We start from the raw sequence: 20445 nt of genomic DNA, 5'->3' as shown, positions 1-20445 counted from the left end.
TGGCGGCTTTCTTGGGGGTCTTTTTTGCGGCCACTACGCGATTCCTCTCCATTCCTTGAGGCCCGAAGGCGGCGTGTTATAGCCTGTTCCTCCACCAGCGGCAACCTTATGCCCAAGGCCCGGCCGGCGCAATCAGTGAAAAAACCCGTCATCCTGCTGCTGCGCGGCTACAAGCTGGCCATCAGCCCCCTGCTCGGCCAGCGCTGCCGTTTCTATCCCAGCTGCTCGACCTACACCATGGAGGCGATCGAGCGCTTCGGCGTGCTTCGCGGCGGCTGGCTGGGCGCCTGCCGCATCGCCCGCTGCCATCCGCTGCACCCCGGCGGCCCGGATCCGGTGCCGGAAACCTGGGAAGGCCGCAACGACAAGAAAGAGGACTCCGAATGAGATCGCGCCCCGCCCTGCTGCGTGGCTTCGCGATGGCCTTGCTCGCCTCGCTGGCCTGCGCCGCCGCGGCCGCCGACCCCGGACGCGTGGTGTTCCCGGCCAGCGTGCAGCAGGGGGCGATGGTGATCGGCAAGGTGCCGCCGGGCAGCGAGGTCGAATACGCCGGCCGCAGGCTCCGGGTCACGCCCTACGGCAGCGTCGTGTTCGGCCTGGGCCGCGATGCCGGCGAGCCGGCCGTGGTCAGCGTGCGCCGCCCCGACGGCACGACGGCCACGGCCAGCATCGCAGTCACCCCGCGCGATTGGCCGGTCGAGCGCGTCAGCGGCGTGCCGCCGCGCACGGTCGAGCCGCCGCCGGAAGTAGCCGAGCGCATCGCCCGCGAAGCCGCGCGGGTGCGCGAGGCGCGCCAGCTCGACGATGCCCGCGCGGATTTCGCCCAGGCCTTCATGTGGCCGGTGCAGGGTCGCATCAGCGGCCGCTTCGGCAACCAGCGCATCTACAACGGCAAGCCGGGCAGCCCGCATTCGGGCATGGACATCGCCGCGCCGAACGGCACGCCGGTGATGGCGCCGGCCGCGGGCGTGGTCACGCTCGCCGACGACGACCTCTACCTCACCGGCGGCACCCTGCTGATCGACCACGGGCACGGCATCAGCTCGAACTTCCTGCACCTGGCGCGCATCGACGTCAAACCGGGCGACCGGGTCGAGCAGGGCCAGGTGATCGGCGCCGTCGGCGCCACCGGACGCGCCACCGGGCCGCACCTGCACTGGGGCATGAACTGGTTCGAGGTGCGGATCGATCCGCTGCTGGTGCTCGAGCGCTGATCAATCCGTGCAGGAGCGCCTTCAGGCGCGAACCCCTTCCTTGCCAAAGGCAAAGGCAAAAGATTCGCGCCTGAAGGCGCTCCTACCGGATACCTGCGCGGATCAGCGGGCGGCGAGGCCGTCGGGGAGCGCGGTGTAGCCGCCGGCGACGCCCTTGGTGGCCACGGCCACGGCGTCGTGCGGGTGCAGGCTCTCGAGGTGGGAGACGCGCAGCCAGAAGTCGGCGATGCGCTCGTCCTTGCGCAGCGTGGACTGGATGCGACGGGCCGCGTCCTCGCAGAACATCAGGTTCTGGCCGTTGAGCAGGGCGAAGGCCTGTTCGTCCACGCGCTTGACCGCGGTCTGCACCGGCGTCTTGAGCGCGTCCTCGATGCGGTCGATGGCTTCGACGATCGGGAAGTCCTGGAAACTCGGCACCAGCCGCAGCTTCACCTCGGCGTGGCTGCGCTGGCTGTGCGGCGTGGCGCGGATGCCCTGCTCGCTGCCCAGCCAGGCCAGCACGGCCTCGCGGTCGAGCGCCTTGCCGGCGGCGAAATCGGCCTCGAACTGCTCCTGGATCAGCTGGCGCGCCAGCGCCGCCGAGCACGGGCAGGTGCTCGAATACGCCACCGACAGGCCGAGCTCGAGCGCGAAGTGGCCGCGGTCCATCACCGCGGTGATCGACACCGGGTAGGCCTTCCAGCCGCTGTTGTCGCTGGCCAGCGCCTTGCGGCGCACCAGGTGCTCGAAGCGCAGGCTCACCATCGCCCGGTCGGACAGGCCGGCGTGCGAGTCGAGGAAGTCCTTGAGCAGGCGGCGCAGCGAGGCCGGGCTGGCCGGCTCGTTCGACAGCATCTTGTCCACGTGCAGGTACAGGCGCGACATGTGGATGCCGCGCACGTCCGGCTGGGTGAGGTTCACGAAGGCGTTGACCTTGGCGACGCTGCGGCCGCCGTCGCCGGCGAGCACGACGGGCATCTCGATCTCGCCCATGCCGACCCAGTCCAGGGCGCCGGCCAGCGCGGCGCGGGCCTCGTTGGCGATGTCGGGCAGCACGCGGGCGGTGTTTTCGTGGTTGCTGGGGGCCAAAGCGGCTCTCCTCGTGGGTGACGCGGTCAAAGCTAGGTGGGGCGCGATGCAGGTTACGTCAAGGCGGGGGCCGTTCCCGGCGCGCCGGATGCAACGTTGCGTGTCAGGACGTGGCGCGCGCGAGGCGCCAGGCCCGCCACAGCGTGGCGAGGGGCGCCGGCGGGTCGAAGCCGCGGCCGGCGGCCAACCGGGCCAGGCGGGCACGGTCGAAACCGCTGCGAAGACGACGATACAGCACCGGGTGCCGCGGCGCCGGCAGCGCGGCGAGCAGCTCGCCGGCCCAGTCGCGCAGCAGAGGCTCGCCCCGGCCGGCGGCGACCTCGGCGGCGGTGAGGCCATGGCGGGCCAGCAGGTTCATCGGCAGCAAGGCCTGGTCGTCGGCCGCCAGGCCTTCGGGCAGCCGGTGCAGCAGCAGGTGCACGGCGATGGCGCGCTCGTCCGCCGCCCCCGCCTCGGCATCGAAGACCGCCGCTTCGACCCGGGCCAGCGCCTGCGCCAGCGGCTGCAGGCGCGCCAGGGCCTGGCCGGCGTCGGCCGGGCGGCTGTCTTCGAGCGTCGTGGCCAACAGGGCCTGGGCCAGGCCGGCCCAGTCGGCGGCCAGGCCGGCCAGCGGCCCGGTCACCGGATGCCTGGCGCGGCCACCCGCGAGGCCGACGAGTTCCTCGGCCCACCACTGCCCCTTCACCTGGGACACGCGCGGATCGCTGAGTTCGAACGCCGCCTCGCGCAGTTCGTGCACCAGCGCGCCCCAGGCGCGGTAGCGCGGGCGCAGCGCCGGCGCACAGAACGGTTCGGCCTGGGCCATCTCCGGCTCGCGCCGCTGCCACTTGGCGACGAACTGGGCGATCGGCTCGTGCGCCGGCTTGCTCATGGCAGCAGCCCGAGCACGTCGCCGGCGTGGGCGGCCACGTGCTCGGCCTCCCAGCGATGCGGGTCGTCGCCGTCCTCGCGATAGCCCCAGAGCGCCGCCACGCAGGGCATGCCGGCGGCGCGCGCGGCCTGCACGTCGCGCAGGTCGTCGCCGACGTAGAGCGCGTCGGCGGCGTCGATGCCGAGCGCCGCGCAGGCGTGCAGCAAGGTGCCCGGGTCGGGCTTGCGGGTCGGCAGCGTGTCGCCGCCGACCAGCACGGCGCAGCGCGTGCGCCAGCCGAAGCCGTCCACCACGCCGCGGGCCAGGCCCTCGGGCTTGTTGGTGACGATGCCCCAGCGCAGGCCGCGCGCGTCCAGGCCCGCCAGCAGCGCGTCGACGCCGTCGAACAGCACGCTCTCGACCGCCAGGCCTTCGCCGTAGTAGCGCAGGAACACCGGCAGCAGCGCTTCGCGCGCGGCTTCGTCGAGGTCCGGGAAGGCCACGGCCAGCATGGCGCGGCCGCCCTTGGACACGACCGAGCGCAGACGCGCGTAGTCCACCGGCGGCCGGCCGTGTTCGGCCAGCAGGCGGTTGGTGGCGCGGGCCAGGTCGGGCGCGCTGTCGACCAGGGTGCCGTCGAGATCGAACAGCACCGCCGCGGGGGCTTGGGCCATCAGGACTTCACCGCGTGGGCCAGGTAGTTCACCGCGGTCGGCCCGCCCACCCAGGCCTTGCGCCGCACCGGGTCGTAGGCCAGCCCGCTGACGTCCTGCAGCTGCAGGCCGGCGCCGCGCAGCCAGGCGCCGAGCTCGGAAGGACGGATGAACTGCTTGTAGTCGTGCGTGCCGCGCGGCAGCAGCCGGGCGAGGTATTCCGCACCGACGATGGCCAGCGCGAAGGCGGCCGGCGTGCGGTTGAGCGTGGACAGGAACAGCTGGCCGCCGGGCTTGAGCAGGCGGGTGCAGGCGGCGAGCACCGAGGCCGGGTCGGGCACGTGCTCGAGCATCTCCATGCAGGTGATGACGTCGAAGCTGCCCGGCATTTCCGCGGCCAGCGACTCGACCGACTGCAGCCGGTAGTCGACCTTCAGGCCGGACTCGAGCAGGTGCAGCTTCGCCACGTCGACCAGCTCGGGCGACAGGTCGAGCGCGGTGACGTCGGCGCCCTCGGCCGCCATCGCCTCGCTGAGCAGGCCGCCGCCGCAGCCGACGTCGAGCGCGCGGGCGCCGGCCAGGCGCGCGCGTTCGCGCACGTAGCCCAGCCGCGCCGGATTGAGTTCATGCAGCGGCCGCTGCGGGCCCCGGGGGTCCCACCAGCGGCTGGCGAGCGCGCCGAACTTGTCGAGCTCGGCCTGGCTGGCGTTGGCGTGCGTCGCGTTCATGCGCCCCCCCTGATGCCAGCGATGCGCTCGCGCCAGCGCCGCGCCTTGGCGGCGATGGCGGCGGCGTCGATGTCCAGGAGCCGGCCACCCGCCACGCGCGGCTTGCCGGCCAGCCACACGTCGCTGACCTGGTGCCTGCCGACGGCGTACACCAGCTGCGAGAGCACGTGGTGCAGCGGCTGCGTTTCCAGCGGCGAAAGGTCGACGCAGACCAGGTCGGCCTGCTTGCCCGGCTCGATCGAGCCGACCTGCTCGCCCAGCCCCATCGCCCGGGCGCTGCCCAGCGTGGCCGCGCGCAGGGCGCTGGCGGCGTCGAGCGCCGAGGCGTCGCCGGACACGCCCTTGGCCAGCAGCGCGGCGGTGCGCATCTCGCCGAACATGTCCAGGTCGTTGTTGCTGGCGCAGCCGTCGGTGCCGATGGCGATGTTCACGCCGGCCACCTGCAGCTTCGCCACCGGGCAGAAGCCGGAGGCGAGCTTGAGGTTCGATTCCGGGCAGTGCACCACCGACACGCCGCGCTCGGCGCACAGGGCGATCTCGGCGTCGGTCAGGTCGGTCATGTGCACGGCCATCAGGCGGTCGTTGACCAGGCCCAGGCGGTCGAGGCGCGCCAGCTGGCGCATGCCGTGGGCCTTCATGGCCTCGGCGTTCTCGTGCGCGGTCTCGTGGATGTGGCAGTGCACGACCAGGTCGAGCTGGTCGGCCAGCATGCGCACGCGTTCGAAGCCGGCGTCATCGACCGTGTAGGGCGCGTGCGGCACGAAGCACAGCGACACCAGCGGGTGTCGGCGCCAGTTGTCGTGCACCTCCAGCCCCTTGTCGAAGTACTCGTCCTGGCTGCGGGCCCAGGCGGTCGGGAAGTCTATGACCGGCAGGCCGACCAGGGCACGGAAGCCCAAGCGCGCATAGGTGCTGGCCTGCACGTCGGGGAAGAAATAGTTCTCGGCGCAGGCCGTGGTGCCGCCGCGCAGCATCTCGGCCACCGCCAGCTCGATGCCGTCGGCGACGAACTCGGGGCCGATCACCTGCCCTTCCACCGGCCAGATGTGCTCCTGCAGCCAGGTCATCAGCGGCAGGTCGTCCGCCATGCCGCGCATCAGGGTCATCGGGTTGTGGCAGTGGCTGTTGACCAGCCCGGGCATCAGCACCGCGTCGGGGCGCGAGACCACTTCGGCCGCGGCGAAGCGGGCCCGCGCCTGTTCGCGCGGCAGCACCGCCACGATGCGGTCGCCGGTGACGGCGACCGCATGGTCGGCCAGCACCACGCCGTGGGGCTCGACCGGAACGACCCAGCCGGCTTCGATCAGCAGGTCGCAGGCCTGCGGCGCGGTGGTGGAAGTCATCCGGTTACTTGACCCGCGAGACGTACTCGCCCGAGCGGGTGTCGACCTTGATCACTTCGTCCTGGTTGACGAACAGCGGCACGCGCACGACGGCGCCGGTCTCGAGCGTGGCCGGCTTGCCGCCGCCGCCCGAGGTGTCGCCGCGCAGGCCCGGGTCGGTCTCGACGATCTTGAGTTCGACGAAGTTCGGCGGGGTGACCTGGATCGGGGTGCCGTTCCACAGGGTGACCACGCAGGGCTCCTCGCCCTTGAGCCACTTGGCGGCGTCGCCGACGCCGGCCTTGTCGGCCTGCACCTGCTCGAAGGTGTCCTGCTGCATGAAGTGCCAGTACTCGCCGTCGCTGTATAGGTACTGCATGTCGGTGTCGAGCACGTCCGCCGCCTCGAGCGAGTCGGTGGACTTCATGGTGATTTCCTGCACGCGGCCGCTCTTGATGTTGCGGTACTTCACGCGGGTGAAGGCCTGGCCCTTGCCCGGCTTGACGTACTCGGTGTCGGTGATGACGCAGGGATCATTGTTGACGATGATCTTCATCCCGTTCTTGACGTCGTTCATGCCGTAGCTGGCCATGCAGTGCTCCTGGGTGCGTGGCCGCCCCACGCGGGGCCTGGCCGGATACAATGGATAGCCCATTATGATAACCGCGCCCGCCCCTTCCCTGCAGCCTGTTCCCGGCCCCGTGCCCGCGCGCTGGCAGCAGCTCTGGCGCGAGGCGGTGCGCGACCCGGCCGAGCTGCTGGAACTGGTCGGCCTGCCCGGCCTGGCGGGCCGGGTGTCGGCCAGCGCCGCGGGGCAGTTCCCGCTGCGGGTGCCCCGGGGCTTCGTGGCGCGCATGCGCCGGGGCGATCCGGACGACCCCCTGCTGCGCCAGGTGCTTCCGCTCGACGACGAGGACCGGCTGGTGGACGGCTTCGGCCTCGATGCCGTCGGCGACCTGGCCGCGGGCGCCGGCAGCGGCGTCATCCACAAATACCAGGGCCGGGTGCTGCTGGTGGCCACCGGCAGTTGCGCCATCCACTGCCGCTACTGCTTCCGGCGCCACTACCCCTATGCCGAGCAGACGGCCGCCGCCGGCGGCTGGCGCGAGGCGCTCGGGTACATCGCCGCCGAGCCGGGTGTGCACGAGGTGCTGCTTTCCGGCGGCGACCCGCTGTCGCTCTCGACCGCCAAGCTGGCCGAGTTCACCCGCGAACTGGCCGCCATCCCGCACGTGCGGCGGCTGCGCCTGCACACCCGCCTGCCGGTGGTGCTGCCCGAACGGGTCGATGACGAGCTGCTTGCCTGGCTGGGCGCGCTGCCCTGGCCGGTGGTGGTGGTGCTGCACGCCAACCATGGCAACGAGATCGACCCGTCCGTGGCCGCGGCCCTGGCCCGCCTGCGCGGCGCCGGCGTCCAGCTGCTCAACCAAGCGGTGCTGCTGCGCGGGGTCAACGACTCGGCCGGGGCCCTGGCGGACCTGTCCGAGCGCCTGTTCTCGGCCGGCGTGCTGCCCTACTACCTGCACCAACTGGACCGGGTCGCCGGCGCCGCCCATTTCGAGGTCGGCGACGCCGAGGCCCGCGAACTGGCCGCGGAACTCGCCGCCCGCCTGCCCGGGTACCTGGTGCCCCGGCTGGTGCGGGAAGTGGCCGGCGCACCGTCCAAGACGCCCATGTAAGACCACCGGACAGGATGTTGCCCCCGCCGGCATTCTGGTATTGTCTCAATCCCCCCGTGCAAGCCCTTGATGCGTAAAGGAGTGTCCCAGGATGGCGCAGCAGGACGCCGTGATTCGTCTGCTCCTGGTCGAGGACCGTCTGGAGGACGCCGAGCAACTCATCAGCCACCTGCGCAACGGCGGCATGGCGGTGCGTCCGCAGCGTCCTGAATCCGAGGACGAGCTGGTCCAGCTGCTGGCCGGACAGAGCATCGACATGGTGCTGGCGGCCTTCGAGGCCAAGTACCTGCCGCTGGCCGACGTGGTCGAGCGCGTCACCGCCACGGGCAAGGACATCCCGGTGATCGCCTCGGTCACCACGCTCGACGAGAAGACCGCGCTGGCCGCCCTGGCCGCCGGCACCCGCGACGTCGCCATCCGCCACCGCGCCGAGCACGTGCAGGCGGTGGTGCGCTCCGAATTCGCCGCGCTGGGCGCCCGCCGCGGCCTGCGCCACCTCGAGGCCTCGCTGCGCGAGACCGAGCGCCGCTGCGACGCCCTGATCGCCTCCTCGCGCGATCCGATCGCCTACGTTCACGAGGGCATGCACATCCGCGCCAACGACGCCTACCTGGAAATGTTCGGCTTCGAGGACTTCGAGGAGATCGAAGGCCTGACCGTGCTCGACCTGATCGCGCCGCAGCATGCCGACGAGTTCCGCCAGCTGCTCAAGAAGATGAGCAAGGGCGAGGCGCCGCCGCGCCAGCTCGAGATCCAGGCGCAGCGCACCGACGGCAGCGTGTTCGACGCCGTGATGGAGTTCACCCCGGCCACCTACGAGGGCGAGAGCTGCCTGCAGATCGTCTTCCGCCAGCAGACGGTGGACGCCGAGATGGTCAAGGAGCTCGACACGCTGCGCCAGCGCGACCAGCTCACCGGCCTGTACAACCGCCAGTTCTTCATGTCCGAACTCGAGGCGGCGGTCGCCGCGGCCGCCGACGGCAAGGCCGGCCAGGCGCTGCTGCTGGTCGAGCCCGACCACTACGACAACCTGATGGCCGAGATCGGCCTGGCCGCGGCCGACGACCTGATCAAGGGCGTGGCCGGCCGCCTGACCGGCGCGCTCGACGAGAACACCGTGGCGGCACGCACCAGCGACCACGGCTTCGCGGTGCTGTGCCTGGCGCACGACCACATGCAGAGCCAGGCCCAGGCCGAGCGCATCCGCGAGGCCTTCAAGGACCACATCCTGGAGCTGGGCGAGCGCTCGGTGAACCTGAGCGTGAGCATCGGCGGCGTGCAGATCGGCGAGAGGATCGCCTCGGTCACCCAGGTGATGGCCAAGTCCGGCCAGTGCCTGGCCGCGTGCGAGTCCATGGGCGGCAACCGCATCGAGATCTTCGACCCGGCGGCGCGCGACCGCGCCGAGGAAGAGCGCATCCAGGCCTGGGTGCAGCGCATCCGCGAGGCCCTGGCCGGCGACCAGTTCGTGCTGCACTACCAGCCGATCATCAGCCTCACCGGCGCCGAGGAAGAGAACTACGACGTCTACCTGCGCATGAAGGGCCAGGGCGGCGAGATCATCCCGCCGATGACCTACCTGGCCATCGCCGAGGAGCACGGCCTGCTCGACGACATCGACCGCTGGGTGATCAGCCACGCCATCGGCGTGATCGCCGAGCGCGCCAAGGGCGGCAAGACCACCAACCTGTTCGTGAAGATCACCCCGGCCTCGCTGGTCGAGGGCGGCCTGGAGAACCACATCGCCGAGCAGCTCAAGGCGCACGGCGTGGCCGGCGAGCGGCTGGTGCTGCAGATCCCGGAGTCGAAGGTGTTCACCCACCTCAAGGCGCTGCAGTCGTTCCAGAAGGCCGTGTCGGCGCTGGGCTGCCGGGTCGCGCTGGAGCAGTTCGGCACCGGCCTGAACTCCTTCCAGATGCTCACCCACTTCGAACCCGCCATCCTCAAGATCGACCGCAGCTTCATCACCGAACTGGGCAAGAACGCCGACGCCCAGAAGCAGGTGCGTGCCATCGTCGAGAAGGCCCACGCCGCCGGCAAGCTCGCGCTCGCCGAGTTCGTCTCCGACGCCAGCACCATGAGCGTGCTGTTCGGCATGGGCGTGGACTTCGTCGAAGGCAACTTCCTGGCCGCGGCCGGCCCGCAGATGAACTACGACTTCGGCTGATCCGGGGCGGAAAAAGCAAAGGCCCGGGGCTCACGCCCCGGGCCTTTTTCATTGCCTCCGGCCCGCACTCACATGGTGGCGGGCATGTTGCGCAGGGCCTGGATGCGCTCGGTCAGCGGCGGGTGGGTCATGAATAGCTTGCGCAGGCCGTGGCCGACGCCGCCGGAGATGCCGAACGCGCGCACTTCGTTGGGCAGGGTGCTGTGGCCGTAGGTGCGCGAGAGCTTCTCGAGCGCGGCGATCATCTTCTCGCGGCCGGCCAGGCGGGCGCCGCCGGCGTCGGCGCGGAACTCGCGCCAGCGGCTGAACCACATCGCGATCACCGAGGCGAAGATGCCGAAGATGATGTCGAGCACGATCACGGTGATGAAGTAGAACGGACCGGTGCCGCCGTCGCGGTTGCCGCTCAGCGCGGCGTCGATGATGCGGCCGACCACGCGCGAGAGGAAGATCACGAAGGTGTTGAGCACGCCCTGGATCAGCGCCATGGTCACCATGTCGCCGTTGGCGACGTGGCTGACTTCGTGCGCCAGCACCGCCTCGGCCTCGTCGCGGTCCATCGCCCGCAGCAGGCCGGTGGAGACCGCCACCAGGGAATTGTTGCGGCTGGGGCCGGTGGCGAAGGCGTTGATCTCGGGGGCGTCGTAGATGCCGACCTCGGGCATGGCGATGCCCGCGGCCTGGGCCTGGCGCTGCACCGTGGAAAGCAGCCAGGCCTCGCCCTCGTTCCGGGGCTGGGTGATCAGGTGCATGCCGGTGCTGCGCTTGGCCATCCACTTGGAGATGGCCAGCGAGATGAACGAACCGCCGAATCCGAACACGGCTGCCATCAGCAGCAGCGCGCCGTTGTTGCCAAGGCGCACGCCGAAGACGTTCTGCAGCACGCTCATCACGATGCCGAGCAGGACCAGGACGGCGAGGTTGGTGGCGAGGAACAGGGCTACGCGCTTGAACATGGGGAGCTTCCTTCACGGGGGCGGCGGCGCCGCCCGTCTGGCACTAAATGTAAGCAAGGCAGGTTAAATTCAAGTCGTGACCACGCCCCGCCCCCGCCATCGCGGCCGCTTCGCCCCCTCGCCCACCGGCCCCCTGCACTTCGGGTCGCTGGTGGCGGCGCTGGGCAGCTGGCTGTTCGCGCGCGCGGCCGGCGGCGACTGGCTGGTCCGCATCGAAGACATCGACCCGCCGCGTGAAGTTCCCGGCGCGGCCGCCGCGCAGCTGGCCACCCTGGCCGCCTTCGGCCTGGTGCCGGACGAGCCCCCGGTCTTCCAGTCCACCCGCGGCGACCTCTACGCGGCGGCGCTGGCGCGCCTGCTCGCAGGCGGCGACGCCTTCGAATGCCACTGCAGCCGCAGCGACCTCGAGGCCACCGGCGGCATCCACCGCAGCTGCGTCGCCGGCCGGCGCCGGGACACGCCGGCCATCCGCCTGCGCGTGCCGGACGGGCGCCTGGGCTTCCAGGACCGCATCCAGGGCTGGTTCGAACAGGATCTGGGGCGCGAGGTCGGCAACGTGGTGCTGCGTCGCGCGGACGGCTACTGGGCCTACCAGCTGGCGGTGGTGGTGGACGACACGGACCAGGGCATCACCGACGTGGTGCGCGGCGCCGACCTGCTCGACTCCACCCCGCGCCAGATCCTGCTGCAGCAGCGCCTGGGCCTGCCGACCCCGGCCTATGCGCACCTGCCGCTGGTGCTCGATGCCGAAGGCCGCAAGCTGGGCAAGTCGCTGGCGGCGCTGCCGGTGGATGCCGCCGACCCGCTGCCGGCGCTGCGCGCGGCCTGGGCCTTCCTCGGCCAGGATCCGCGCCGCTGGCCCGCAGGGCCGCCGGAACGCGCACTCATCAGTGCCCTGCCCGCCTTCGACGCCGCGCGCATCCGACGCGAGTCCCGCGCCCCGGCGCCGGACCGCGTGCAGGCGGGGTGAAGCAGGCCGGGACTTGGCTTGCATCGCGCTCCCCCGTGGGGGATGCTCGGCAGCCCGCCCGCCTTCGCGAACTTCCGGTGCCCTGCATGTCGCATGTCCGCATCATCAAGAAGTACCCGAACCGCCGCCTCTACGACACGGACATCTCCAGCTACGTCACGCTCGAGGACGTGCGCCAGCTGATCGTCGACGGCGAATCGTTCGTGGTGCGGGACGCGCGCACCGGCAACGACATCACCCGCGGCGTACTGATGCAGATCATCTCCGAGCACGAGGAGCACGGGCAGCCGATCTTCACGACCGAACTGCTCACCCAGGTCATCCGCTTCCGCGGCGATTCGATGCAGGGTTTCCTCGGCAGCTTCCTCGAGCGCAGCCTTCAGTTCTTCCTCGAACAACAGCAGCAGGTGCGCGGCCAGATCGGCCAGCTGGTCGGGCAGTCGGCCCCCTGGGCCCTGCTCAACCAGCTCACCGAGCGCAACCTCGAGATCTGGCGCTCGTTCCAGCAGGGGCTGACCGGCAGCACCGGCGCGGCACCGCCGCGCAAGCCCGCCCGCCCGCGCAAGCCCGCCCGCCCGCTCAAGCCGCGCGGCCGCTGAGGCGGCTCAGAGTTCCCGCACCACCCGGAAACCCAGGCGGGCGTTGGTGGTGTCCCCGGGCGTGGACTGGCGATAGGCCGAGCGGGCGCGATCAAGCGAGCTGGCCCAGGACGCGCCGCGCACCACCCGGTCGCTGCAACCCGGATTGACCCAGGCGCTGCCGTCGCGCGGCGCGCGGCGGTAGCTGTCGTGCCAGCAGTCGAGCACCCACTCCGAGACATTGCCGACCAGGTCGTAGGTGCCGAAGCCCTCCGCCGGGTAGCTGCGCACCGGGGCCGGTCCCCAGTGGCCGTCGCTGTAGCCCGGGATGGCGTTGGCCCAGTTGCGCTTGAGCCGTGACTGGTCGCCGTCGCCGGTGAGGTTGCCGACCACGCGGGTCGGCGCGCCGTCGCCCCAGGGCCAGGCTTCCTGGCGGCCGGCGCGCAGCGCGTACTCGAATTCGGCTTCGCTCGGCAGGCGGTAGCGCTGGCCGGTCTGCGCCGACAGCCAGGCGGCGTAGGCCTGCGCATCCTCGAAGGCGACGTGCACCACCGGCAGGTCCGGCGCGGCCTGGCCGCCGGCGTAGTCGCGCCGCCAGTCCACCCGCGCATGCTCGCCCATCACGCCGCCGCGCTCGTCGTAGACGGTCGAGCGGCCGCGGCGCGTGGCCAGGCTGCGATGGCCCGTGGCCTCGACGAAGGCGCGGAACTCGGCCACCGTGGTTTCGTTGCGGGCGATGGCGAAGCCGCGCTCGAAGCCCACTTCGTGGCGCGGGCCTTCGTTGTCGAAGCGGCCCGGCTCGCCGTCGGGCGAGCCCATGTAGAAGCGGCCGTGCGCCAGCACCACCATCTCGGGCCCTTCGCCGCCCGCGGCCAGCGGTTCGCGGAACACCTGCCCCGGGCGGAAATGGCCGTAGTGCCGGGCCAGCTCGATGCGCCCGCGCAGCGCGTCCAGGCCTTGGGCCTGCAGCGACACCTGCTCGGCCTCGGCCAGCCGGCGCTCGGCCAGTTCGATGTCGAGCGCGTCCACCGCGGCGTGACCCTGGGCCAGCAGCGCCTCGGTGCGCGTCTGCCGCAGCTCGACGATGCGCGCCAGCATGTCCTGCAGCGCGGCGGAGTTGGGCAGGATGCGCCCGGCCTCGGCCTGCAGGCGTTCGGAGTCGAGGTAGCGGCCTTCCTGCGCCGCGGCCAGCGCCCGGTCCAGGTGCCGGGCCTGCAGGCGCGCCAGCCCGTCCTGCGCGGGCAGGTAGTCGGCGAACTCGCGCAGGGCGTCGCGATAGGCCGCGACGGCGCCCTCGCCCTCGGGACGGAAGATGCGGTTGGCGGCGGCGCGCGCCTCGGCCAGCCGCACGCTGGCCTGGGCGCGGCGCGCGGCCAGCACGGCTTCGCGATAGGCGACCAGGCCTTCGTACTGGGGCTTGGCCCGCACGATCACGCGTTCGACGTGCTCGGCGTCGGCGAAGCGGCCTTCGGCCAGCGCCACCCGCCCGCGGCGCTCGAGCTCGGCCAGGATCCGCGACACGCCCTCCAGCGCCTCGGCGCGCTCGGCCTCGGTGGCCAGCACGCCCAGGTAGGTTTCCAGCGCGCCCGGCACGGGCGGGCCCGGCTCGGCGGTTCCCGCCTCCGCCCCGTCATCCGCCGCAGCCGGCACGAGCGCCGGTGCGGCGAGCAGTCGGCCAGCCTTCTCCAGCTCGCCGGCCGCCGCCAGGGCACGACGGATGCCATTGGCCGGCACCACGGGAAGCTCCGGCGTCCAGGCCGGCACGTCGGCTTCTTCGGCGGCGGGCGCCAGCACGACCTCGGTCTGCACCAGCTCTTCGGGGTCGACCGGCACCGGCGCCTCGACGGGCGCGGCATCCGCCGACGGGTCGTCGGCTCCGCCGCAGGCCACCACCAGCAGGGCGGCCAGCAGCCCGGCCGGGAAGGTTCGCGCGATCGTGGTCATGGGCGAGCCGAACTTAGGCTAAGGTGCCGGTCCCTGGCAACCAAAGGCAGCCCGTGACTTCCTGGATCGACCAACCCGACGCCCTCGCCTCCCGCCTCGCGGCCTGGGCCGGCCAGCCGCTGGTGGCGCTGGACACCGAGTTCATCCGCGAGCGCACCTACTACCCGCAGCTGGCGCTGGTGCAGCTGGCGGTGCCGGGCGAAATCCTGCTGGTCGACCCCCTGGTGCCCGGCATGGACGAGGCGCTGCGGCCGCTGCTGCTCGACGCCTCGGTCACCAAGCTCATGCACAGCGCCAGCGAGGACCTGCAGGCGCTCCTGCGCGGCTGCCAGGCCCTGCCGGCGCCGCTGTTCGACACCCAGGTGGCGGCCGCGCTGTGCGGGCTGGGCGCCGGATTGGGCTACCAGAAGCTGGTGGAGCAGGTCACCGGCGTGCAGCTGGCCAAGGGGGAAACCCGTTCGGACTGGCTGCGCCGGCCGCTGAGCGAGTCGCAGCGCGAATACGCGGCCGACGACGTGCGCCACCTGCATGCCGTGCATGCCTTACTGGACCGGGAGCTGGCCGAACGCGGCCGCCACGACTGGCTGCGCCAGGACGCCGAGCGCGCCCTGCGTGGCGCCGCCGACGAGGGCGATGATCCGTGGCCGCACCTGGCCCTGCGCAGCGCCCAGACCCTCGACCGCGAGGGACAGGCACGCCTGGCGCGGCTGCTGCGCTGGCGCGAGGTCCAGGCCCGGCGCAGCGACAAGCCCAAGGGCTGGGTACTCGACAACGAGCTGGCGGTCGCGCTGGCGCGCCGGCCGCCGCGCAGCCTGTCGGAATTCCACGCCGTGCTCGACCGTTCGCCCAAGGCGCCGCGCAAGGCGCGCGGCGAACTGTTCGAGGTGCTTTCGGCGCCGCTGTCGGAGCAGGAGCTGTCCCTGCCGCTCGCCGATGCCGACGGCGGCGACAAGGCCCGCCTCAAGGCCCTGCAGCAGGCGGTGGCCACGCGGGCCGGCGAACTCAGCCTGCCCGAGGGGCTGCTATGTTCGCGCAGGCATCTCGAAGCCCTGCTGGCCGGCCGCGGCTGGCCGGCGGCGCTGGAGGGCTGGCGGCGCGAGCTGCTTGAACCGGTGCTGTCCCCGATCCTGGCCGGTGGCTAGCCATCGGCCCGACATGCCCCTATAATCGCAGGCCTTCCGTGGGGGGGTAGCTCAGCTGGGAGAGCGCGTCGTTCGCAATGACGAGGTCGTGGGTTCGATCCCCATCCTCTCCACCACGAACCAGAAGGGCCGGGCGTTTCGCCCGGCCCTTTTTCTTTCCCGCCCAAGCGCCCCGTGAGACAATCAAAGGATTGCCCCGCCCCCGCGGCGGTGCACCCGCCCGCATGGCCCCGTAGCTCAGCTGGATAGAGCGTCCCCCTCCTAAGGGGAAGGTCACACGTTCGAATCGTGTCGGGGTCGCCACATCCCGCATCAAGGAGTCGTCATGTCCCATCCCGTCCTCACCGCGCTCGGCCTGCAGGCCGAGGAATCCGGCACCTACCTCGGCAACGGCGAGTGGTCCAAGACCCGCGACGCCGGCGTGCTCGAGCCGGTCAACCCGGGCAACGGCGAGGTTCTGGGCAAGGTCTACGCTTCCTCGCAGGCCGACTACGACCTGATCGTCGAGCGCGCCCAGGCCGCCTTCAAGGTCTGGCGCACCACCCCGGCCCCGCGCCGCGGCGAGGCCATCCGCCTGTGCGCCGAGGCCCTGCGCAAGCACAAGGACGCGCTCGGTTCGCTGGTTGCGCTCGAGATGGGCAAGTCCAAGCCCGAAGGCGACGGCGAGGTGCAGGAGATGATCGACATTGGCGAGTTCGCCGTCGGCCTCTCGCGCCAGCTCTACGGCCTGACCATGCACTCCGAGCGCCCGGGCCACCGCATGTACGAGCAGTACCACCCACTGGGCATCGTCGGCATCATCTCGGCCTTCAACTTCCCGGTCGCGGTGTGGGCCTGGAACAGCTTCGTGGCCGGCGTCTGCGGCGACGTGTGCATCTGGAAGCCCTCGCCCAAGACCCCGCTGTCGGCCATCGCCTCGATGAAGATCTGCAACGAGGCCCTGCGCGCCGGCGGCTTCCCGGACATCTTCTTCCTGTTCAACGACGCCGGCACCGACATCGCCGCCGGCTTCGTGGACGACAAGCGCATCCCGCTGATCAGCTTCACCGGCTCGACCAGGGTCGGCCGCCACGTCGGCGAGCGCGTCGCCCGCCGCATGGGCCGCAGCCTGCTCGAGCTGGGCGGCAACAACGCGATCATCGTCGACCCGAGCGCCGACCTGAAGCTGGCCATCCCGGCCATCGTCTTCGGCGCCGTCGGCACCGCCGGCCAGCGCTGCACCACCACGCGCCGCCTGTTCGTGCACGAGTCGATCTTCGACGACGTGCTGGCCAAGCTCGTCACCGCCTACAAGCAGGTCGAGAAGAAGATCGGCGACCCGACCGACCCGGCCAACCTGATGGGCCCGCTCAACAGCCGCGACGGCGTGCAGGCCTACCTCGACGCCATCGCCAGGGCCAAGGCCGCCGGCGGCAAGGTCGAGACCGGTGGCGCCGCCATCGACCGCCCGGGCAACTACGTGCTGCCGGCGATCGTGACGGGCCTGAAGAACAGCGACGAAATCGTCCAGCACGAAACCTTCGCGCCGATCCTCTACGTCATGCCCTACGCCGACCTCGAGGACGCCATCGCCATGCAGAACGACGTGCCCCAGGGCCTGTCGTCGGCGATCTTCACCCAGAACCTCAAGGCCGCCGAGGCCTTCTTGGCCGCCTCCGGCTCCGACTGCGGCATCGCCAACGTCAACATCGGCACCTCCGGCGCCGAGATCGGCGGCGCCTTCGGCGGCGAGAAGGAAACCGGCGGTGGCCGCGAGTCGGGTTCCGACGCGTGGAAGGTCTACATGCGCCGCCAGACCAACACCATCAACTACTCCGACGCGCTGCCGCTGGCCCAGGGCATCAAGTTCGACCTCTGAGACCCGCCATGATCCAAGCATCCAGGCCAACCAGCGGACTTGCCGTCGCCAGCCTCGTCGGCGGCATCCTGGGCTGGACCCTCCTGCCCCTGTTGGGAAGCCTGGTGGCGGTGATCACCGGACACATGGCGCGCGCCGAGATCCGGCGCGCGCAGGGCCAGATGGAAGGCGACGGCATGGCCCTCGCCGGCCTGATCCTGGGCTGGATCGCGATCGGGCTGATGGTGCTGAGCGTGCTGGCGGTGATCCTGTTCTTCGGCGGCCTGGCGGTCCTCATGGGGCTGGCGGGCGCGAGCGGACAGCTCTGAGGGCCGGGGCATGTATTCGATCGCGAAGCCCTTCCTGTTCCACCTCGACGCGGAACGGGCCCACGGACTGGGCCTGAAGGCGATCGAGGCGGCCTACCGCAGCGGCCTCAACCCGCTGCTGGCCGGCCGCCCGCGGCCGCTGCCGACCAAGGCCTTCGGCCTGGTCTTCCCCAACCCGGTCGGCTGCGCCGCCGGGCTGGACAAGGACGGCGCCCATGTCGACGCGCTGCTGGCCTTGGGCTTCGGCTTCGTCGAGGTCGGCACCACCACCCCGCGCCCGCAGGAAGGCAACCCGAAGCCGCGCATGTTCCGGCTGCCCGAGCACAACGCCGTCATCAACCGCCTGGGCTTCAACAACCTGGGCGTCGACGCGCTGGTGCGCAACGTCTCGAAGGCGCGCCGCAAGCAGGGACTGCTGGGCATCAACATCGGCAAGAACAAGGACACGCACAACGAGGATGCCGCCGAGGACTACCTCTACTGCCTCGAGCGCGTATACCCGCTTGCCGACTACGTGACGGTCAACATCTCCTCGCCCAACACCGCCGGCCTGCGCGAACTGCAGGAAGAGCAGCAGCTGCGCCGCCTGGTCGGCGAACTGCGCGAGGCGCAGGAGCGCCTGGGCGCGCAGCACGGCAAGCGCGTGCCGATGCTGGTGAAGGTCGCCCCGGACCTGAGCGACGACGACATCGACGCCTGCGCCCGCGTACTCAGCGACCTGGAGGTCGACGGCGTCATCGCCACCAACACCACCGTCGACCGCCTGCCGGTCGAGGGCCACCCGTATGCCCGCGAGGCCGGCGGCCTGTCGGGCGCGCCGATCTACGGCAAGTCCACCGCCGTGCTGCGCCGCCTGCGCGGCCGGCTGGACGAGTCGATCCCGATGATCGGCGTCGGCGGCATCCTCAGCGGCGCCGACGCGGCCGGCAAGATCACCGCCGGCGCGCTGATGGTGCAGTTCTACACCGGCCTGGTCTATCGCGGGCCGCGGCTGATCGGTGAGTGCGTCGACGCGATCCGGCGCCGGCGCGAGGGCGTCGCGTGAGCGGATACCAGCTGGCCGAGGATGTCTCCCTCGCCGGACGCAACACCTTCCGCGTTCCCGCCCGCGCCGCCGTGATGGCCGACGTCGGCCGCGCCGACGCGCTCGAGGAGCTGTTCGGCTTCGCCATGCTGCGCGACGGCCCGGTGCTGGTGATCGGCGAAGGCAGCAACCTGCTGTTCGTCGACGATTTCCCGGGCGTGGCGATCTGCCTGACCATGGCCCGCGCCGCGATCCTGCGCGACGACGGCGACAGCGTGCTGGTGCGCGCCGAAGCCGGCATGAACTGGAACGACCTGGTGGCCTGGACGCTCGCCCGCGGCCTGTGCGGGCTCGAGAACCTGGCGATGATCCCGGGCACGGTCGGCGCCGCGCCCATCCAGAACATCGGCGCCTACGGCGTCGAGGTGGGCGAATTCATCGAGGCCGTCGAGGCCTTCCAGCGCGACACCGGCCAGGTGAAACGACTGCCGGCGGCCGAGTGCGGCTTCGGCTATCGCGACAGCCTGTTCAAGCGCGAGGCCGATCGCTGGGTGGTGACCGCGATCGAACTGCGGCTGCCGCGCCGGCGCGAACTGCGGCTCGATTACGCCGGCGTGCGCGAGGAGCTGGCCGCGATGGGCGTGGACGCGCCGCGCGCGGTGCACGTGGCCGAGGCCATCAGCCGCCTGCGCACGCGCAAGCTGCCCAACCCCGCCCTGCTCGGCAATGCCGGCAGCTTCTTCAAGAACCCGGTGGTGGATGCCGCCACCGCCGAGGCCCTGCAGGCCGCGCACCCGGGCCTGCCCGTGTTCGCCACCGCCGAGGGCGAGCGCAAGCTCTCGGCCGCCTGGCTGATCGAGGCCTGCGGCTGGAAGGGCTTCCGCGAGGGCGACGCCGGCGTGGCGCCGCAGCACGCGCTGGTGCTGGTCAACCACGGCCAGGCCACCGGCCGGCAGCTGCTCGACCTGGCCCGGCGCATCGCCGCCTCCGTGCGCGAGCGCTTCGGCGTGGCGCTCGAACCCGAGCCGCGCATAATCGGCGCCCGCTTCGACCCCGCTTGAGCCCCGCCCCGGCCGACGCCGCCTCGCAGTTGCGCCGCGCCGTCGGCCTGATGGTGCTGGCCATGGTCCTGTTCGGCATCATGGCGGTGTGCATCCGCCTGGCCTCGGCGCAGCTGCACGCCTTCGAGATCGCCTTCTTCCGCAACTTCTTCGGCTTCCTGGTGCTGGTGCCCATCCTGGCCAGGCACGGGCCGTCGCTGCTGCGCACCAACAAGATCGGCTTCTACATCGTGCGCTGCCTGGTCGGCATGGTCTCGATGCTGGCCGGCTTCTGGGCGATCGTGAACCTGCCGCTGGCCCAGGCCATCGCCCTGTCCTACTCCACCCCGCTGTTCGTCACCATCGGCGCGGTGATCGTGCTCGGCGAGATCGTGCGGGCCCGGCGCTGGACCGCGGTGATCGTCGGCTTCCTCGGCGTGCTGGTGATCGTGCGCCCCGGCAGCGACGCCTTCACCGCCGCCAGCCTGGTGGCGCTGCTGGCGGCCGTGGCCAGCGCCAGCGTCGCGATCAGCATCAAGTTCCTCTCGCGCTCGGAGCACCCGGACGCGATCGTCATCTGGACCACCCTGCTGTGGATCCCGATGTCGCTGGTGCCGGCGCTGACGGTCTGGGAAATGCCGGCCGGCATCACCTGGCTGTGGATCGTCCTGGCCGGCGTCCTGGGCAGCACCGCGCACATGTGCTGGACGCGGGCCCTGAGGCTCGGCGATGCCTCGCTGCTCACGCCGATCAGCTTCCTGCAGATCATCGTGGTGGCCATCGCCGGCTGGCTGCTGTTCGGCGAGGCGCTCGACCGCTGGACCGTGCTGGGCGCGGCCATCATCTTCGGCTCGAACGTCTACATCGCCCGGCGCGAGGCGCGCCTGGCCCGGCAGACCGTGACCGACCCGGAAATCAACCCGGAGACACCGACGCCGCGCTGA

General features: G+C 71.6%; 20 protein-coding genes and 2 tRNA genes. 14 read left to right on the top strand and 8 right to left on the bottom strand.

Features of this window, described 5'->3' with window-relative positions:
* The first annotated feature begins 135 nt into the window (after positions 1-135).
* The gene (gene yidD / locus C6N40_RS11785; protein WP_425477713.1) at positions 136-387 is read left to right on the top strand and encodes a membrane protein insertion efficiency factor YidD; all 252 of its coding nucleotides are present in this window, start codon (positions 136-138) and stop codon (positions 385-387) included.
* Complete coding sequence (locus C6N40_RS11780) at positions 384-1214, top strand: M23 family metallopeptidase (RefSeq protein WP_106991226.1); 831 nt, start codon at positions 384-386, stop codon at positions 1212-1214. Before yidD ends, C6N40_RS11780 begins: the two co-directional genes overlap by 4 nt.
* 102 nt (positions 1215-1316) lie before the next feature.
* On the opposite strand, the gene folE2 is transcribed toward C6N40_RS11780, so the two are convergent.
* From folE2 to efp, 6 genes are all read right to left on the bottom strand, one after another.
* On the bottom strand, positions 1317-2282 hold the full coding sequence (folE2, locus tag C6N40_RS11775) for a GTP cyclohydrolase FolE2 (protein ID WP_240183513.1): 966 nt from the start codon (positions 2280-2282) through the stop codon (positions 1317-1319).
* 103 nt (positions 2283-2385) lie between these two features.
* On the bottom strand, positions 2386-3153 hold the full coding sequence (locus C6N40_RS14500; RefSeq protein WP_240183512.1) for an isoprenoid biosynthesis enzyme family protein: 768 nt from the start codon (positions 3151-3153) through the stop codon (positions 2386-2388).
* Positions 3150-3806, bottom strand: coding sequence for a phosphoglycolate phosphatase (gene gph / locus C6N40_RS11770; protein ID WP_106991224.1), 657 nt, complete (start codon positions 3804-3806; stop codon positions 3150-3152). The genes C6N40_RS14500 and gph overlap by 4 nt, the downstream gene beginning before the upstream one ends.
* On the bottom strand, positions 3806-4513 hold the full coding sequence (ubiG, locus tag C6N40_RS11765) for a bifunctional 2-polyprenyl-6-hydroxyphenol methylase/3-demethylubiquinol 3-O-methyltransferase UbiG (protein ID WP_106991223.1): 708 nt from the start codon (positions 4511-4513) through the stop codon (positions 3806-3808). Before ubiG ends, gph begins: the two co-directional genes overlap by 1 nt.
* Positions 4510-5856: a TRZ/ATZ family hydrolase gene (locus C6N40_RS11760; protein ID WP_106991222.1), complete on the bottom strand. Its 1347-nt coding sequence runs from the start codon at positions 5854-5856 to the stop codon at positions 4510-4512. The genes ubiG and C6N40_RS11760 overlap by 4 nt, the downstream gene beginning before the upstream one ends.
* Positions 5857-5860: 4 nt before the next feature.
* Positions 5861-6427: an elongation factor P gene (efp, locus tag C6N40_RS11755; protein WP_106991246.1), complete on the bottom strand. Its 567-nt coding sequence runs from the start codon at positions 6425-6427 to the stop codon at positions 5861-5863.
* 64 nt (positions 6428-6491) lie between these two features.
* Between efp and epmB the strand changes: the two genes are divergently transcribed.
* Both epmB and C6N40_RS11745 read left to right on the top strand, forming a co-directional pair.
* Positions 6492-7514 carry an EF-P beta-lysylation protein EpmB gene (epmB, locus tag C6N40_RS11750; RefSeq protein WP_106991221.1) on the top strand — a complete coding sequence of 341 codons (1023 nt, stop codon included), beginning with the start codon at positions 6492-6494 and terminating at the stop codon, positions 7512-7514.
* Positions 7515-7605: 91 nt separating this feature from the next.
* On the top strand, positions 7606-9681 hold the full coding sequence (locus tag C6N40_RS11745) for an EAL domain-containing protein (RefSeq protein WP_106991220.1): 2076 nt from the start codon (positions 7606-7608) through the stop codon (positions 9679-9681).
* A 68-nt stretch (positions 9682-9749) separates the two neighbouring features.
* Here C6N40_RS11745 and htpX read toward each other — a convergent pair whose 3' ends face one another.
* On the bottom strand, positions 9750-10637 hold the full coding sequence (gene htpX / locus C6N40_RS11740; RefSeq protein WP_106991219.1) for a protease HtpX: 888 nt from the start codon (positions 10635-10637) through the stop codon (positions 9750-9752).
* A gap of 76 nt (positions 10638-10713) precedes the next feature.
* On the opposite strand from htpX, the gene gluQRS reads away from it, so the two are divergent.
* Complete coding sequence (gene gluQRS, locus C6N40_RS11735; protein ID WP_106991218.1) at positions 10714-11607, top strand: tRNA glutamyl-Q(34) synthetase GluQRS; 894 nt, start codon at positions 10714-10716, stop codon at positions 11605-11607.
* An 86-nt stretch (positions 11608-11693) separates the two neighbouring features.
* Positions 11694-12206, top strand: a complete 513-nt coding sequence (gene phaR / locus C6N40_RS11730; RefSeq protein ID WP_106991245.1) for a polyhydroxyalkanoate synthesis repressor PhaR — start codon at positions 11694-11696, stop codon at positions 12204-12206.
* A 6-nt stretch (positions 12207-12212) separates the two neighbouring features.
* Here phaR and C6N40_RS11725 read toward each other — a convergent pair whose 3' ends face one another.
* A complete protein-coding gene (locus C6N40_RS11725; RefSeq protein ID WP_106991217.1) occupies positions 12213-14129 on the bottom strand; it encodes an SUMF1/EgtB/PvdO family nonheme iron enzyme in 1917 nt (638 codons plus the stop codon).
* A gap of 53 nt (positions 14130-14182) precedes the next feature.
* Between C6N40_RS11725 and rnd the strand changes: the two genes are divergently transcribed.
* The 8 genes from rnd (at position 14183) to C6N40_RS11685 (ending at position 20445) form a co-directional block, all read left to right on the top strand.
* Positions 14183-15271, top strand: a complete 1089-nt coding sequence (gene rnd, locus C6N40_RS11720) for a ribonuclease D (RefSeq protein WP_106991216.1) — start codon at positions 14183-14185, stop codon at positions 15269-15271.
* 40 nt (positions 15272-15311) lie between these two features.
* Positions 15312-15387: transfer RNA gene (locus tag C6N40_RS11715), tRNA-Ala, on the top strand.
* Between the two features lie 110 nt (positions 15388-15497).
* Positions 15498-15574: transfer RNA gene (locus C6N40_RS11710), tRNA-Arg, on the top strand.
* Between the two features lie 22 nt (positions 15575-15596).
* Entirely contained in the window at positions 15597-17129 is a 1533-nt protein-coding gene (amaB, locus tag C6N40_RS11705) for an L-piperidine-6-carboxylate dehydrogenase (RefSeq protein WP_106991215.1), read from the top strand.
* An 8-nt stretch (positions 17130-17137) separates the two neighbouring features.
* Positions 17138-17437 (top strand): DUF4190 domain-containing protein, encoded by a 300-nt coding sequence (locus tag C6N40_RS11700; RefSeq protein ID WP_205208600.1) that lies wholly within the window; start codon positions 17138-17140, stop codon positions 17435-17437.
* Between the two features lie 10 nt (positions 17438-17447).
* A complete protein-coding gene (locus tag C6N40_RS11695; protein ID WP_106991214.1) occupies positions 17448-18482 on the top strand; it encodes a quinone-dependent dihydroorotate dehydrogenase in 1035 nt (344 codons plus the stop codon).
* A complete protein-coding gene (gene murB, locus C6N40_RS11690; protein WP_106991213.1) occupies positions 18479-19522 on the top strand; it encodes a UDP-N-acetylmuramate dehydrogenase in 1044 nt (347 codons plus the stop codon). The genes C6N40_RS11695 and murB overlap by 4 nt, the downstream gene beginning before the upstream one ends.
* Before the next feature lie 50 nt (positions 19523-19572).
* A complete protein-coding gene (locus tag C6N40_RS11685) occupies positions 19573-20445 on the top strand; it encodes a DMT family transporter (RefSeq protein ID WP_106991243.1) in 873 nt (290 codons plus the stop codon).

Origin of the sequence: Arenimonas caeni, assembly GCF_003024235.1 — a bacterium.
Classification (GTDB): Bacteria; Pseudomonadota; Gammaproteobacteria; order Xanthomonadales; family Xanthomonadaceae; genus Arenimonas; species Arenimonas caeni.
This window is presented reverse-complemented; position numbering and strand designations above follow the sequence as displayed.

Excerpts from the sequence above, each read along its gene's own strand:
- C6N40_RS11780 (WP_106991226.1), top strand. The coding sequence starts at position 384 with ATGAGATCGCGCCCCGCCCTGCTGCGTGGCTTCGCGATGGCCTTGCTC.
- C6N40_RS14500 (WP_240183512.1), bottom strand. The coding sequence starts at position 3,153 with ATGAGCAAGCCGGCGCACGAGCCGATCGCCCAGTTCGTCGCCAAGTGG.
- gph (WP_106991224.1), bottom strand. The coding sequence starts at position 3,806 with ATGGCCCAAGCCCCCGCGGCGGTGCTGTTCGATCTCGACGGCACCCTG.
- ubiG (WP_106991223.1), bottom strand. The coding sequence starts at position 4,513 with ATGAACGCGACGCACGCCAACGCCAGCCAGGCCGAGCTCGACAAGTTC.
- C6N40_RS11760 (WP_106991222.1), bottom strand. The coding sequence starts at position 5,856 with ATGACTTCCACCACCGCGCCGCAGGCCTGCGACCTGCTGATCGAAGCC.
- efp (WP_106991246.1), bottom strand. The coding sequence starts at position 6,427 with ATGGCCAGCTACGGCATGAACGACGTCAAGAACGGGATGAAGATCATC.
- epmB (WP_106991221.1), top strand. The coding sequence starts at position 6,492 with ATGATAACCGCGCCCGCCCCTTCCCTGCAGCCTGTTCCCGGCCCCGTG.
- C6N40_RS11745 (WP_106991220.1), top strand. The coding sequence starts at position 7,606 with ATGGCGCAGCAGGACGCCGTGATTCGTCTGCTCCTGGTCGAGGACCGT.
- htpX (WP_106991219.1), bottom strand. The coding sequence starts at position 10,637 with ATGTTCAAGCGCGTAGCCCTGTTCCTCGCCACCAACCTCGCCGTCCTG.
- phaR (WP_106991245.1), top strand. The coding sequence starts at position 11,694 with ATGTCGCATGTCCGCATCATCAAGAAGTACCCGAACCGCCGCCTCTAC.
- C6N40_RS11725 (WP_106991217.1), bottom strand. The coding sequence starts at position 14,129 with ATGACCACGATCGCGCGAACCTTCCCGGCCGGGCTGCTGGCCGCCCTG.
- amaB (WP_106991215.1), top strand. The coding sequence starts at position 15,597 with ATGTCCCATCCCGTCCTCACCGCGCTCGGCCTGCAGGCCGAGGAATCC.
- C6N40_RS11700 (WP_205208600.1), top strand. The coding sequence starts at position 17,138 with ATGATCCAAGCATCCAGGCCAACCAGCGGACTTGCCGTCGCCAGCCTC.
- C6N40_RS11695 (WP_106991214.1), top strand. The coding sequence starts at position 17,448 with ATGTATTCGATCGCGAAGCCCTTCCTGTTCCACCTCGACGCGGAACGG.
- C6N40_RS11685 (WP_106991243.1), top strand. The coding sequence starts at position 19,573 with ATGGTGCTGGCCATGGTCCTGTTCGGCATCATGGCGGTGTGCATCCGC.